The organism is Paenibacillus sp. J2L1-98, from assembly GCF_056269405.1.
Window position 1 is genome coordinate 117529 of record NZ_JBWDNW010000016.1, and the last position, 14539, is coordinate 132067.

At 48.4% G+C, this 14539-nt stretch carries 12 protein-coding genes and 1 rRNA gene; 12 read left to right on the forward strand and 1 reads right to left on the reverse strand.

What is annotated here, in order from left to right; translation table 11 throughout:
• Nucleotides 1-210: 210 nt before the first annotated feature.
• From AC0YNZ_RS23015 to AC0YNZ_RS23065, 11 genes are all read left to right on the forward strand, one after another.
• The gene (locus AC0YNZ_RS23015; RefSeq protein WP_475828830.1) at nt 211-639 is read left to right on the forward strand and encodes a MarR family winged helix-turn-helix transcriptional regulator; all 429 of its coding nucleotides are present in this window, start codon (nt 211-213) and stop codon (nt 637-639) included.
• A gap of 222 nt (nt 640-861) precedes the next feature.
• On the forward strand, nt 862-1560 hold the full coding sequence (locus AC0YNZ_RS23020; protein ID WP_475828831.1) for a carboxymuconolactone decarboxylase family protein: 699 nt from the start codon (nt 862-864) through the stop codon (nt 1558-1560).
• Nucleotides 1561-1778: 218 nt separating this feature from the next.
• Nucleotides 1779-3347, forward strand: a complete 1569-nt coding sequence (locus tag AC0YNZ_RS23025) for an MFS transporter (RefSeq protein WP_475828832.1) — start codon at nt 1779-1781, stop codon at nt 3345-3347.
• A gap of 25 nt (nt 3348-3372) precedes the next feature.
• A complete protein-coding gene (locus tag AC0YNZ_RS23030) occupies nt 3373-4545 on the forward strand; it encodes a LuxE/PaaK family acyltransferase (RefSeq protein ID WP_475828833.1) in 1173 nt (390 codons plus the stop codon).
• Nucleotides 4546-4578: 33 nt separating this feature from the next.
• Nucleotides 4579-4938, forward strand: coding sequence for an iron-sulfur cluster assembly scaffold protein (locus tag AC0YNZ_RS23035; RefSeq protein ID WP_475828834.1), 360 nt, complete (start codon nt 4579-4581; stop codon nt 4936-4938).
• Nucleotides 4939-4941: 3 nt separating this feature from the next.
• A complete protein-coding gene (locus AC0YNZ_RS23040) occupies nt 4942-6105 on the forward strand; it encodes a cysteine desulfurase family protein (RefSeq protein WP_475828835.1) in 1164 nt (387 codons plus the stop codon).
• Nucleotides 6106-6130: 25 nt separating this feature from the next.
• Entirely contained in the window at nt 6131-6451 is a 321-nt protein-coding gene (locus AC0YNZ_RS23045; RefSeq protein ID WP_475828836.1) for a phosphopantetheine-binding protein, read from the forward strand.
• The gene (locus AC0YNZ_RS23050) at nt 6448-8193 is read left to right on the forward strand and encodes a fatty acyl-AMP ligase (protein ID WP_475828837.1); all 1746 of its coding nucleotides are present in this window, start codon (nt 6448-6450) and stop codon (nt 8191-8193) included. The genes AC0YNZ_RS23045 and AC0YNZ_RS23050 overlap by 4 nt, the downstream gene beginning before the upstream one ends.
• 9 nt (nt 8194-8202) lie before the next feature.
• Nucleotides 8203-10692, forward strand: coding sequence for a type I polyketide synthase (locus tag AC0YNZ_RS23055; RefSeq protein WP_475828838.1), 2490 nt, complete (start codon nt 8203-8205; stop codon nt 10690-10692).
• 15 nt (nt 10693-10707) lie between these two features.
• Nucleotides 10708-11808: a flavin-containing monooxygenase gene (locus AC0YNZ_RS23060; protein ID WP_475828839.1), complete on the forward strand. Its 1101-nt coding sequence runs from the start codon at nt 10708-10710 to the stop codon at nt 11806-11808.
• Between the two features lie 173 nt (nt 11809-11981).
• Nucleotides 11982-12830, forward strand: coding sequence for a DMT family transporter (locus AC0YNZ_RS23065; protein WP_475828840.1), 849 nt, complete (start codon nt 11982-11984; stop codon nt 12828-12830).
• A 149-nt stretch (nt 12831-12979) separates the two neighbouring features.
• On the opposite strand, the gene AC0YNZ_RS23070 is transcribed toward AC0YNZ_RS23065, so the two are convergent.
• Nucleotides 12980-13360, reverse strand: coding sequence for a hypothetical protein (locus tag AC0YNZ_RS23070; RefSeq protein WP_475828841.1), 381 nt, complete (start codon nt 13358-13360; stop codon nt 12980-12982).
• Between the two features lie 1091 nt (nt 13361-14451).
• Between AC0YNZ_RS23070 and AC0YNZ_RS23075 the strand changes: the two genes are divergently transcribed.
• Nucleotides 14452-14539: ribosomal RNA gene (locus tag AC0YNZ_RS23075) — 16S ribosomal RNA — on the forward strand; the annotation flags it as partial.

Sequence of the window (14539 nt, forward strand, 5' to 3'; positions counted from 1 at the left end):
TTAGCAAAAACGGTTCAATCAAAAAGCCCCGGTTCTTCGGCTGTATGATCTGTTATACCGGGGGATGGATTTGGTATGGCATCCAGAAGCTGAAGTCACTGAGAAGTTAACGCTGCGGAAACCCGGGTTAGCCTGCTAAGCCTTACACATCGAGCTGGTGATCGTGTATAATATAGGAGCGGACTTACTTTGGACGATGAGGGTGAATGAATGAACACGACACTGTACGGATCAATCGGATTTTGGTTCAAAAAGAATTACCGCAATGTATGCAATTTTTTGGACCAAAGGTTAGTGGAATTTAATGTGACGAATTCGCAGTTGGGCGTCCTGATGATTTTGTGGGAGAAAGAAGGACTCACGCAAAAGGATATGGTGCAAGTGCTGGGTATACAGCCGGCCTCCATGACCTTCCTGCTAAAAGGGCTTGAGGATAAGATGATGATTCGGCGCGAACACGATAAGCTGGATACTAGAATCAATCGTATCTATTTGACCCCGGAAGGCTTGGCTTTGAAGGAACCATGTCTTGCGATAGTAGAAGAGGGAGAGAAGATTGTCCGGCAGGGATTCTCGAAAGAAGAGATAGCTCTCTATCTGTCATGGATGAAACGAGTAGAGGAAAACTTCAACAAGTAGCAAATAATGAAGTTGATTTTTTCTCGTTTTATAGTTAGATAACTAACTAATTAACGGGCTAAAGTAGTTAATTATTAAACCTGAATTGGTCGGACTTATCCGTTAAAACCGACTAATTCGGGTTTTTTTCTTTTCAAAATAGTTAGATATAAACATATTGACAGTCCAATTATGCTTTGATATCATAACAACTGTAAATCGAAAATATGGAGGAATGTGGGAATGAGTCAAAATAATTCAAGTTCGTTGTATGAGCGGAAAAATCTTCTAAGAGTTCCGGAGCTGCAGCAAATCGTACCTGAAGGCTCTAAGGCGTTTTTTCAATTTATGGGGGAAGCGTTTAGTGAAAAAGCGATCTCTTCCCGCACAAAGGAATTGATCGCTGTAGCCGTAACTCATGTCACAGGCTGTCCGTATTGTATCGACGTTCATACCGGAAAATTCAAGAAGCTTGAAGGCTCGAAGGAAGAAGTGGTTGAGGCTATATTAGTCGCCGGGACCGTAAACGCTGAGACTGTCTTGTTTCACAGTGTAAATGCATTTAACACGATCGAAGACAAAGTTGTAAATGAGCTTTATAGTACAGCTAATATGGAGCGGTTCGCCGAGGTGCAGGAAACGAAACCGGAAGCGTTCGCTGCTTTCGAACAGTTTCGCAAGGCTGCGCTGGCTCCCGGCGCAATCGATGCAAAAACGAAAGAACTGATCGCGGTAGTGGTATCTCATGTCAATGGCTGCGCCTACAGTATAGACTTTCATACGAAGAGCTTTAAGAAGCTTGGCGGAACAGAGGAAGAGCTGATAGAAGGACTTTTGGTTGGAGGCGTGGCAAACGCAGGTTATGTGCTTACGCACGGGATTAATGCATTGAATGCATTTGATTATCAGGCGAGTCCGAATCCAACTGTAACCAATGTTTAGGAAAAGGAGGAGATTATAACGATGAACACGACACTGCTTATTGTTGCCGGATGCGTTCTTGTATGCTGCTGCATATTTGTCGTTTCGAGACTCGTACGCAAGCGGAACAGATAGACGCTCTGACGGCAGCCGTTCAATCATGAGATGAAAGCCTATTATACGAAAGCGGGTGCCGCATGCACGCTCAGGCTGAACAGCATCCATCACATTCAGCAGGGATGAAACAAGTCTTCATTATCGGTTTAGGATTATTCGTAATCTTCCTGGACAGTACAGTCGTAAATATTGCGCTGCCCAGTATGGTTGATCAATTCATGATCTCCTTGAGCACGGCATCGTGGATCATTAATGCCTATACGATGACGGTAGCGATCCTTCTTGTGTTTATGGGGAAGGCAGCGGATCTGTTCGGGAAGAAGAGGATGTTCGAATTAGGGCTTCTGTTCTTTATGTTAAGCTCATTATTATGCGCGGTTTCGCCAAATGTGGAGCTGTTGATAGCGGCGAGGGTGCTTCAAGGCATTAGCGGCGCGATGGCGATTCCCGCAAGCATGACGCTCGTGCGCACAATGGTGCCGAAAGAGAAGGTCGGCACGGCAATGGGAATTTGGAGCGCGGTTGGCGCATTGGCGATTGCGATCGGTCCGAGCGTAGGTGGAATCCTAACCGAGACCTTCAGTTGGCGATACGTTTTCTATATCAATGTTCCAATTATTTTGCTGGCGATCTTTCTTACCCGGGTATCCCTGCGGGCGCATACGGATCAACGAGTGAAGGGGCGGCTGGATATTGCCGGCACCCTTCTGCTGAGCATCGGATTATTTATTCTGATTTATTCTTTTCTGCGGGCACAGGAAAGCGGTTGGTTGAATACGGCAACGATCGTTATGATCGCTTCCTCTTTGCTCATTTTATGCTTATTTACATGGTGGCAGAAAGCCGCAAAGGCTCCACTGATTGAGCTGAGTATTTTTCAGGACAGAAATTACCTCACGGGCGTTCTGTCCAACATGCTAGGCGGCATTCTACTAATGGGAACGATGATTATTTCTCCGCTCTATTTAACGCAGATCAAACACTTTACCACGCTGAAAGCTTCTCTCATCATGACACCTATGTCAGCAACCTTACTACTCGCAGCGCCTCTAATAGGCAAGATCATCGATAGATACGGCAGCCGGCTGCCGATTCTCATTGGATATTTGCTTACCTTGGCCAGCTTTACATCTTTCGGCATGCTCGAAAGCGACACTCCTACCGCCTTGCTTATCTTTCGATTAACATGCGCGGGAATCGGGATCGGGATCATTGCGGTAGCTAGTCTAACGATGAGCACTTCGACTATCCCGCCAAATAAGCTGTCAACCGCATCCGGAATATTTGCGATGTTCAGAAATTTGGGAGGCGCGCTAGGGGTAGTGATCTTCATTTCAATTACAATGACCTCCATGAATATGAACGCGGCCGGGCTGCAGAAGGATGTTGCGCAAAAGATCCAGCAGGCCGATATCTCCGAAGCGTCGAAAGCAGCCTTCCTCGAGCGGCTAAGCGAAACAGACAGCTTCGCAGCTGCAAACAAGAAAGGAAGCGAGCAAGCTGTGTTTATGCAGGGAGTTAGCGGCAATGAAACAGAGGTTATGCTGCAGCTCTATCAGTCTGAATTAAGAAAGTATGAAGCGTACGGTATTCGCAATGCGTATCTCGGGGGAGCCGTTATGTCGTTATTATTTATGCTATCCCTCCTGCTGCTGCGTAAGAAGCCGTTACCGGAACCTGCTATGAAATAGGGTAATTCCAAATTGGGAGGTCTACATGTCAACCTATTCAAATGTTTTGAAGCTCGGATCTGAGCTTGGTATCGATCCGGTAGGGAGCATAATCGCATCCGCTAAGTCGGTATTTCGCCTTGAAGCGGATGTGCAGAATGAAATCAAGCTGCAGCTAATCAAGGATAATTTCACCTTCCATTATGAGAACAATGCTTTATATAAGAAAGTTTGTATGGAGAAACAGGTTTCTCCGGAAGACATTCAAAGTACCTGCGATCTTGTGAAAATTCCGACGATTGCGATCGCAAAGTTTAAGGACGTAAACGCTCATCTGCTGCTGACCAAGCCGATTGCCGAGCTTCAGCATGAGCTGCGGAGCACCGGAACAAGCGGAATTCCGAGTATATCCCGGCGCGACGAACAGACTTTGACCCGGAGCGTGCACAGCATTTATGCCATGTTCCGGGAAATGTTCGGATTTTTTGGAGGCGGTGCGATCTTTCTGGCACCGTCTGCCGAGGATATGCCGGAGATGGGGCTTGTCAAGCTCGTCAATATGTTCTCCGGTCTCCTTGATTCGAGCAAGTTCTTTGTCCATGATTCTTCCTTCGATCCGCAGTGTGTGCTTGATCAGCTGGAGAAGTGGAAGCATGTTCATACGCGCCATATTATAGGTCCGCCGTTTCTAGTGGAGCGGCTGGTTCAATATGCGGCCGATCAGCAAACACCGATTAAGCTGGACCGGCAGTCCAAAATTATTACGCTTGGCGGATGGAAGAGCTTCACGGGCCGTGAGATCGACCGGCTGGAGTTCAACAAGGAAACGGCTGCGGTTTTCGGAATTCAAGAAGATCAGGTCCGCGACATGTTCGGATTAGTAGAGACCAACTTTATGGCCATTGACTGCGAGGGGCATGCCAAGCATGTGCCGCCGTGGGTTCATTTCTCCGTCAGGGATATGGATCATCCCGAGCGGGAGGCAGCGCCTGGGGAACCGGGCCGGTTGGCTGTATATGATCCTTCTTCGCTTGCCTATCCCGGTTTTATTATGACGGAGGATCTGGTGTATGTAAGTGAATGCGGCTGCGGCCGGCATGGCCAAACGGTCCATTATATGTATCGCATTAAAGGGGCCGAGATTGGCTGCTGCGCGATCAATTTGGAGAAATATATGTCGGACAAGGAAGCAAGAGTTACGCAGTGCCCGATTGGTTAGGTCGGTTAAATCGAGAAAAGAGTGGTGGGTAGCATGTACAACACAATCATCTCCGAGCATTTTATGAGTCCCCGGAATATCGGAGAGCTTGAGATGCCGGATGAGCGGATCAAGATTGGCAACCCAATCTGTGGAGATACGATTCATGTGGGGATCGAATTAAAGGAAGATCTGATTTTTGATATTAAATATAAAGCATATGGCTGTGCGGCGTCTATCGCGACCGCCAGCATTTTTAGCGAATACGTGAAAGGGAAGACGCTGCAGCAGATCAGGGATACTCCGCTGGCTGACAAAGTAACGATGCTAGGCGAGCTTGAACCGAATCAGATGCATTGTTATGAGATCTTATTGGAGTTATTCCATTCTATGTGTCTTGTTAAAGCGGTGTAGCAGATGGACGGCACATATTTCGATTATAACGCGACAACGCCAATCGATCCTTCTGTGTCCCATGCTATGATTGAACATCTTTCTTTGTACGGAAATCCGTCCAGCAACCATCTAACCGGACGGTCAGCCAGAACTGCTGTACAAGAAGCCAGAGAGCAAGCGGCTGCCCTGCTTAACTGCAATGCTAGCGAGCTTCATTTCACTTCCGGGGGAAGCGAAAGCAATAACTGGGCGGTAAAAGGCTGGTTATCGCAGTGGAAGGGGACAAGGCCGCATGTGATCACCTCATCGATCGAGCATTCCTCGGTGCTGGAGGTTTTTCAATATGCAGCCCGTGAGTGGGGGGCCCAGATAACCTATCTGCCGGTGAATGCTGAGGGATATGTATGTGCTGAAGCTGTGGCTGAAGCCTTGCGGGAAGAGACGAGGATGATTAGCATCATGCTCGCCAATAACGAATTAGGCACGATTCAGCCGATTCGGGAAATTGCCCGCATTGCACGTTCCAATCATATTTTCATGCATACCGATGCTGTGCAGGCAGTCGGAAAAATCAGCGTTGATGTACAGGAGCTGGGCGTACATGCGCTTTCCTTTTCCGCCCATAAATTTTATGGGCCTAAAGGGGTAGGCGGGATTTATTTGAGCAGCGGCTATCAGCTGGAGCCTCTCGTTCATGGCGGCGGTCAAGAATCCGGCTTGCGCAGCGGGACGGAGAATGTGCTATCGCTGATCGGACTCCGCGAAGCGTGCCGGCTTGCGCGTGCGGAGACGGCTGAAACGGCGCAGCGATTGGCTGGATATAAGCTATTGCTGGAGAAGAGGCTGAAGAAGCTGTCGTCGCAAATCCGGATAAACGGATCGATGGACCCAGGCCGAACGCTGTCCAATACGATGAATATCCAAATACCGAATATTAGAGGAGAAGCGCTGGCGGCTTACCTCGATCACCGCTTCGGAATTGCGGTTTCAGTCGGCTCGGCATGCAGCTCCAACCAGGAGAAGAAGCTCTCCGGCGTGTTGATGGCGACGGGGCTTACGGAAGCGGAAATTCAGACTTCCATTAGAATCAGTATGGGAAAATTCACTAGAAGAGAGGATTTGGATTACTTCATTGAATCAATCGAACAGGCGCTGGAGCATTTCTATCGGTTGATGCCGGCCTGACTTACCTATCGAAAGGAGTTCAGCGATGAATATTAAGTTTCAAACGTTCTCTAAGGAAAATATTATCGAGCTTCTGAAGGTGAAGGTGTTAATCGGAAATTTGCAGCTGCAAGACATGAAGCCGGAGGATATCGCCGATGATGCGCCATTGTTCGGGGATGGGCTCGGGCTTGAATCCATCGATGCCTTCTACATTGCCGGCGGCATACAAGAAAGCTTCGGTGTCGTTATTGACCGGACAAAGCTGCATCAATTGAAAAATCATTTTCAGTCTGTAAACACGCTGGCAGCCTATGTATCCGAGCTTCTCGGAGAACGTTATGCCAAGCAAGGTGGAACCGAATGAGTGTTGAAACGCAGCAGCACACTTTTTTTAGCAACCTGGTGGATTTATTGCAATACCGCGCCGTTATTCAACCGGATTTGAAGCTGTACACGTACTTAACGGATGGTGAAGAGCAAGCTGTCTCCATTACGGCGTCGGAGCTAAGCAAGCGGGCAATGGCTGTCGCGGCAGCCATGAATGGGGAGGGAAAGCGGCACGTGGCGGCCCTGCTGCTCTATCCGCCCGGAATTGACTTCGTTGTCGGATTTATGGGCTGCCTGTATGCCGGCGTAATCGCTATACCCGCTTATCCCCCTCATTTTCGCAGACCTACCCCGAGGCTGGATAGCATCATCACAGACTCAGGTGCAACTATTGCTCTGACGACCGAGAGCATGATGATGGATATCCAAGCGCATTTGGATCCTTCTTCCCACATCTCTCATCTTAACTTGCTGGCTACTGATCGTCTTAAAGGTATGAATCAATATGCATGCGCTCCTTGCTCAGGCAATAAGCTGGCCTTTCTGCAGTATACATCCGGATCTACGGGCAATCCGAAGGGCGTGATGGTGACACACGGCAATCTCATTCACAATATGTCGTTAATCGCTGCCTATTTTCGGTTATCCCCACAAACTAAAATTGTAAACTGGCTTCCCGCTTACCACGATATGGGCTTGATCGGACAATTATTAATGTCGTTGATGCTTGGCTGCGAGCTTGTCTACATGTCGCCTGTAAACTTCATGCAGAAGCCGATACGCTGGCTCAAGGCGATAACCAGGTATGGCGCTACGTACAGCGGAGCCCCGAACTTTGCGTATGAGCTCTGCGTGAACAAATTTAATCCGGGTACGGACAGCGATATCGATCTGAGCAGCTGGGCGCTTGCTTTCAATGGCGCCGAGCCGGTCCGCGAGGATACGCTGCGCCGCTTTGTCGAGACATTCGCGCCATACGGCTTCCAAGCGAATAGCTTGGCACCTTCGTACGGTTTGGCGGAAGGCACTTTGTATGTAGCAGGCTGCAAGAGAGAGGAGCCGTACACCAGCTTATGGGTCCGTTCGGATCGCTTGGAGCAAAACGAAGTGCTTGTGACCGAGGAGGGCGCTCCCGGATCGAGGCCGCTCATCGCTTGCGGCATCATTGTGCCGGAGCAGCGTACGCTGATCGTTAATCCGCAGTCCGGACAGCTGTGCGCTGAACAAGAAGTAGGTGAAATTTGGGTCAGCGGCCCGAGTGTCGCGCTAGGGTACTGGAACAATCCGGAAGCGACGGAAGAAGTGTTTCAAGCGGCTCTGGCGGCATATCCGGAGGAGCGGTTTCTCCGTACGGGAGATTTGGGATTCATCCGGCAATCTGAGCTGTATATTACGGGGCGAATCAAGGATGTGATCATCATTGCCGGCCGGAATCATTACCCGCAGGATCTTGAGCTGACCGTGCAGAACTGCCATCCGGCTATTCGCAAGGAGTACATCGCCATGTTCCAAGCAGTCAAGGGGGATAAAGATATTGTTGTGGCAGTGGCGGAATTGAACAGGGAATACCGTCACCGTACCAAGCATGATCCAGATACGGATTCGTTGAAGAAAGAAGTTCTGGCGGCTGCCAGAGAGGCGTTAGCGGAGTCGCATGACCTGATGCTGGATGAGTTAATTCTGATTAAGACGGGGACGATTCCCAAAACTTCCAGCGGGAAAATTCAGCGGCGGTTGGCCAAAAGCCAGTATGACGAACAAAAACTTCAATGGTTGTAAGGGGAGCGGATGATGAATTCAATCAATGAATCAAACCGGATTCAAGAATGGCTGATCGAGGAAATAAAGGAGATGCTTAAGTTGGAGAAGAGCGAGATCAACATTCATCAGTCATTCAGCAGCTTCGGACTCGACTCTGCAGCCATCATGATGCTCTCCGGTGAACTGGGCAGACTGCTGCAGCGGAAAATATCTCCGACCGTCTTCTGGGAGTTTACGTCTATTCATGCGCTAGCAGCTGCTCTCGAGGGGGAGGATGGCCGCGATATGCCGGATATGGAGCGGGCAGCCCGTCAACCAAACGCTCATAACCGGGAGCCGATCGCCATCGTCGGCATGGGCTGCCGGTTTCCTGGAGCGAATGGGGTACGCGCGTTTTGGGAGCTGCTCATTCAGGGCAAGGATGCCATAGCAGCCTATCCGGCGGACCGGCTTAAATTGAATGAGCCCGTTGTCGGTCGCGAAGGCGGTTATATCGAGGGGATTGACGGCTTCGATTATTCTTTCTTTAACCTTTCCTACCGCGAAGCCATACGTATGGATCCGCAGCAGCGTATTTTGTTAGAGGTGGTATGGGAAGCTTTCGAGGATGCGGGAATTCCTCCATCCGATTGGGCCAATACGATGAGCGGCACATTTATCGGCATCTCCAACAATGATTACGGCAGGAAGGATTTGCAGGCCGAAGAGCCGCATATCTTCTCCTTAACCGGAAATGCCTTGAGTATTGCTGCGAACCGTCTTTCGTATCTTTACAATTTAAACGGCCCCAGCTTAGCTATCGACACAGCCTGCTCCTCCTCGCTTGCAGCCGTTCATATGGCGTGCCAAAGCATTTGGTCTGGAGACTCCAAGCAGGCGGTCGCCGGAGGCGTCAATATTATTTTGACGGATGGTATTACGACCAGTTTATCCAATGCGGGGATGCTTGCGGCAGATGACCGCTGCAAAACCTTCGATGCGAAAGCGGACGGTTATGTAAGAGGAGAAGGCTGCGGGGCCATTCTTCTAAAGCCTTTGTCCAAAGCGATAGAGGATGGAAATGACATCTATTCGGTCATTCGTGGAAGTTCACTCAACCAGGATGGACGGAGCAACGGAATAACCGCACCGAATCAGCACGCGCAGGAGAAACTGCTTCAGGCCGCTTATACGCAAGCAGGAATTAAGTTTGATGACATTGGTTATATCGAGAGTCATGGAACGGGTACTTATTTGGGTGACCCTATCGAAGTTAAAGCGCTTGGAAACGTGGTGTCCGCGGGCAGAACGACTGCTGGCGCTTATTTTCTGGGATCAGTCAAAACAAATATAGGGCATCTTGAGGCAGCAGCCGGGATTGCGGGCTTGATGAAAACCGCTTTAGTCCTAAAACACGGGATCATTCCGCCAAACCTGCATTTCGAGAAATGGAATGATGAGATCCCGCATGCGAAGTTTGCCGTCCGTGTACCGGTGAAGTGCGAGACGCTGCAGCCCGGATCATGCGCAGGCGTCAGCTCATTCGGCTTCGGCGGCACGAATGTTCATGTAGCTATGGGTCCTTTCATGGCTGAACAGTCATACGCAGCGCGGGACTTAGCTGAGCAGCCGGAGCTGTTCGTACTGTCTGCATGCCGCAAGGAAGGGCTTTCCCGGCTGACGGAGCAATATATTCATATGATCCGCAGCGGGTACGCAGAGCAAGAGCGGCTGCTAAGCGAGCTCTGCAGCAGCCTGTGGCAAGGACGGCAGCATCACAGCCATCGGCTGTCGCTGGTCGCCTCCTCTTTCGACGAGCTGGCCGAAGGCTTGGAGTCGTTTCATGCTGAGGCAGAGCATCCGGGCTTGAAGAATGGGAACGCCGTTCTATCGGAACAAGAGATCGCCTTCCGCTTTTCCGATGCAGGGTCTGATCAAGAAGCTTATGTGCAGCCGATTCAAGATCAGTCCTTTCAACAATCCTTTTCTGTCGTGAATCAAATCGTTCAGATGCAGGGCGGTTCTCATATGGAAGAGGAAAAGCAGCGCTCAGCATTTTATGTGTTCGCGTGGCAGTATGCTTTCGTACAGATGCTTCGCGATTGGGGAATTGTTCCGAAGCTTTCTGCTGGTTCCGGGGTAGGGGCAATCACGGCTGCGGTCCTGAATGGAACGATCACATTAGTGGAAGCCGTTCAATGTCTAAAGCAAGGGGATTATTCGGCCGGAGATAGCTATGAGCTTGTACGGAGCGCTTCCGAATGCCTCATTTATATAGGTCCGCTTTCTTCGCTCTCCGCCGAAGATGTGAACCGGCAATCGCACGCTTCCGGATCCCGTAAAATCATCCTTGGTAACGGGCAGTCCAGGCTGGCGATACTGGGGCTTGCAGGGGAATTATATGCAATGGGCTTCCGTCCGAAGCTGTACGTGGATAAAGGCCGAACGCATATGCTTCCCCTTTATTCCTGGCATCACCAATCCTGCTGGAGAGCGACAGAAAAGCCGCAATCAAGCTCATTTGAATGCTTCTGTTAGCGAGGGGGGATGAACTTGCTGACTAAGGATGTCATTGTGATTGGCGGAGGGCAAGCCGGTTTGGCTGCCGGTTACTATTTGCGGCAGGCGAACCGGGATTTCATGATTTTGGATAAAGGAGAATACGTGGGCGAGAGCTGGAAAATTCGTTATGATTCGCTGCAATTATTCACGCCTCGCCGTTATAGCGGGCTTCCGGGCCTGCAGATGCAGGGAAACCCATGGGGATATCCGCATAAAGACGAAATTGCCGATTACTTAGCGGAATATCAGAGTAAGTTCCTGCTTCCTGTTCAATTGCGAACGGAAGTGCGAAAGCTCGTTGTTCGGAATGGTCAGTTTTGCATCACGACTCCTGAAGGGGAGTTGACGGCAAATCAGGTTGTCGTCACGACAGGACCTTTCCAAAGCCCTAATTATCCTCACTTCTGCAGCCAATTATCTTCGAAGATCATGCAGCTTCATACGGCCAATTACCAGAATCCCGGGCAGCTGCCGGGAAGCAGCGTGCTGGTTGTAGGAGCTGGCAATTCGGGCTCGCAAATCGCCTATGAGCTGTCCAAGACCAAGAAGGTATATTTGTCTGCGTCAGGCGCTATTCAATATTTACCTTACCGGGTAATGGGGAGAAGCTTGTTTTGGTGGTATGACAAAATTGCTCTGCTGCAGAAGGGACCGGAGACGCGGCTCGGTAAAAAGCTGATGGCCAAAAAGGACCCGTTATATGGCTTTGAGCTCAAAAAAGCGATTGCGCGCGGAGAGGTTTCTATCGTTCCGAGAGCGATAGGAGCAGAGGGGGAAAGCGTCATATTCGAAGGCGGTTCTGACGTGCAGGTCAGCGCAGTCATCTGGGCGACAGGCTTCAAGCAGGATTACAGCTGGATCGACATACCCGAAGCTTTTGACGCAGATTCGGCCATCGCTCATGAACGCGGGGTTAGTGCGGTGCCGGGTTTATATTATATCGGGCTTCCATGGCAATCGGCCCGCGGGTCGGCACTAATCGGATGGGTACATCGCGACGCGGAATACATAGGGCAAGCGATAGAGCGCTACGGAGAACGGCAGCGGGAACAAGGGCTGTATTATGACAATTTTGCTTCAATGACGCAATAGGCAGCTTGCCGGCTTCCTTCTTATAAACCCGAAAGATAGACACTTTGAGAAAAGTGCCCGTCTTTCGGGTCTTTTTCGTTTATACATGGAAGGGCGGATTCTGTTTCAAGATAAGTAAAAATGTGGTAATCTGTTGAGTTAGTTGATTTCATATAGAAAGGTCGTGGTGGAAATTGCTCAGTACAGCGTTTGTACTCGTCCTCAGTTCCGGGTTTCTTCATTCTATCTGGAATTTATATACGAAAAAAAGCATAAACAAGAATGTTTTTCTTTGGTTTTGCCAGCTTGTAGCGATTCTTATATTCATGCCGTGGGCTATTATGGAATGGGGCAATACTTCAATACAAAGTACAGGTTGGTGGGTCATACTTCTATCTATTTTCCTTCACGGACTGTATACCATTTTACTTGCGGCTGCCTATTCAGTAGGAGACTTGTCGCAGGTATATCCGATTATGAGAGGAACTAGCCCATTATTAGTACCCTTGCTTGGAGTAACTTTACTGAACGAACAGCTAACTTTATCAGGTTGGCTAGGTGTTGTTTCCATTGTCGCGGGAATTGCTCTACTGAGTAACATAAAGTTTAAGCGAAGCGAATCATCATCGTTAAAAGCTCCTTTGCTCGCATTGGCGGTAGGAATATGCATAACCAGTTATATTGTCGTAGATAAAATTGCACTGCATTATGCTTCAGCAGTCGTATTAAACGAAATAACAACCATCGGTAATCTGCTGGCTCTTTCGTGGGCCGCTTTTAAATCAGGAGGTATGCAGAAGGAACTAAAGATCAACTGGAAGTTCATGTTGCTGTGCGGGCTTATCGCACCCGGCGGGTACCTTCTGTTCTTGTTTGCTCTAACTCTCGGTCCTGTAGCACAGCTCGCTCCCATGAGGGAAATCGGGACGGTGTTCGGAGCGCTTATGGGGATCTTTATTTTACGTGAAACACAAGGTGCAAGGCGATTATTTTCATCACTCTTAATTACATTGGGAGTCATTATATTAGGAGTGTGGGGTTAGTTTGCGCTGTATTGAGGTTGGCTACTGAGATCGAGACGACAGTTCCCGTTTTTTTCTGGTTTAACTTTAGGCGACACCCTAGAGAGGCTGCTAAAGATCTGTTTTGGCGAAATGAAAAACAAGCCAGCTTAGTGCCGGCTTGCCTTTGATCAGTCGTGATAGATTAATCTTGTAGGAGTACCTTTATAATTTGTTTTTTTCACGTAAAGTTCAGCTTGTCCACCACCGTCAGTAAATCCGCTAACATCAAATACATCATTCTCACCAGGGCAGACAGAGCGCTTTCCTACGTAGTCATCTGGATCATAAGGATCATACTCCCAAAGCTCATAGTTTACGCAGACTGTATTGTATGGATCACTGGTTACTTTCCAGCTGCCTCCACCAGAATCCCAACTGCTGCCATTCTGGTAAACAGTTTCTTCGCCAATATAATCCCATGTTCCAGCTCCGGCTGATGCAGATGGAACGGCAGCAGACAGGGCAAAAGCGAATGTCATTGGCAAAATTAATTTTTTAAACTTGTTCATTAGTTCACCTCCCCCCCATTGAGGATATTTTAAGCCACTTTACAAATTTTTGTAATATTGAATACTTTTAATGAAAGAATTCTAATCCCCCGGTTCACCGTCCCTAAATCCCAAGCGGCCCCGGAAAAACACCGGGTTCCATTGGGATTCTTAACGGGACTCGCAAGGAGGCGGAAAACCTCTGGGGTAACGTCGAACAATATAGTGTACGGCAAGACAGCAAGCAGCAAACTGCTCACAAGCCTTGGGAGGCCGGACTACTTTACAAAATAGGGGATTTTGTAAAGATGTCAGGCTGAAGCGAATGCCCCTGTTTGGCCTTTATTAGCTGCTATCGTTTAAATTGCCCCCTTAGGCTTTCTTATTGATCAGATTTAGGCATCTAGTATCTCCAGTTGTCACCCAGAGAAGAAAATTTTGACGGTTATGAATGATAGTTGTTTTTATTTTCTCTACGATCGATTTCTTGTGTAAACTACTTAAACTAAGGATAGGGAGCCGTGTAAGCCGTAAAACAAATGGAGGAGAGTACTTTGACGAATGTTTAATATATTAAACATTTATTTGAAATGTGTCGTGAGAATTTTGTAGATGAAGGTAATCTAAACGAAAATAGGCTCTGGAATCATAAAATTAAAATTCACGAATTAGATTATGACGGAATTGAAGAGGTCTGTTGTGGCTTGACACATGTGCTTGTTTGCAACAAACAAATGGTTGTTAATGGGGACCATTTAGATTTGCGTCTCATACGAAAAGATGAAAGATAGAAATGATTACAATAAAATGTTCCGGATAATTACTGCACCTCCTAATATGTATACTGTTTAATGAATCGCTGTTAAGTACGGTGTTATCGGTTTTGGTTAGTGCCTTTGCCGGCGTTGTTATCGAAAATAATAAATTAATTTCAAAAAAAGACTTGCAATACTATAAGGATACGTGATATATTCTTATTCCGGCCAAAAAACATACCGGAACGAAAGAAAAAAGATTGCTCTTTGAAAACTGAACAACGAGTAATAACTGCCTCGCAAATCCTTCGGGATAAGCGAAAAAGCGATAAAAAAGTAATGAGCAAGTCAAACACCAATTTGGAGAGTTTGATCCTGGCTCAGGACGAACGCTGGCGGCGTGCCTAATACATGCAAGTCGAGCGGATCTTGTCCTTCGGGACAA

Bases quoted from the DNA above. Each gene is read 5' to 3' on its own strand.
- AC0YNZ_RS23015 (WP_475828830.1), top strand. From the start codon at position 211: ATGAACACGACACTGTACGGATCAATCGGATTTTGGTTCAAAAAGAAT.
- AC0YNZ_RS23020 (WP_475828831.1), top strand. From the start codon at position 862: ATGAGTCAAAATAATTCAAGTTCGTTGTATGAGCGGAAAAATCTTCTA.
- AC0YNZ_RS23025 (WP_475828832.1), top strand. From the start codon at position 1,779: ATGAAACAAGTCTTCATTATCGGTTTAGGATTATTCGTAATCTTCCTG.
- AC0YNZ_RS23030 (WP_475828833.1), top strand. From the start codon at position 3,373: ATGTCAACCTATTCAAATGTTTTGAAGCTCGGATCTGAGCTTGGTATC.
- AC0YNZ_RS23035 (WP_475828834.1), top strand. From the start codon at position 4,579: ATGTACAACACAATCATCTCCGAGCATTTTATGAGTCCCCGGAATATC.
- AC0YNZ_RS23040 (WP_475828835.1), top strand. From the start codon at position 4,942: ATGGACGGCACATATTTCGATTATAACGCGACAACGCCAATCGATCCT.
- AC0YNZ_RS23045 (WP_475828836.1), top strand. From the start codon at position 6,131: ATGAATATTAAGTTTCAAACGTTCTCTAAGGAAAATATTATCGAGCTT.
- AC0YNZ_RS23050 (WP_475828837.1), top strand. From the start codon at position 6,448: ATGAGTGTTGAAACGCAGCAGCACACTTTTTTTAGCAACCTGGTGGAT.
- AC0YNZ_RS23055 (WP_475828838.1), top strand. From the start codon at position 8,203: ATGATGAATTCAATCAATGAATCAAACCGGATTCAAGAATGGCTGATC.
- AC0YNZ_RS23070 (WP_475828841.1), bottom strand. From the start codon at position 13,360: ATGAACAAGTTTAAAAAATTAATTTTGCCAATGACATTCGCTTTTGCC.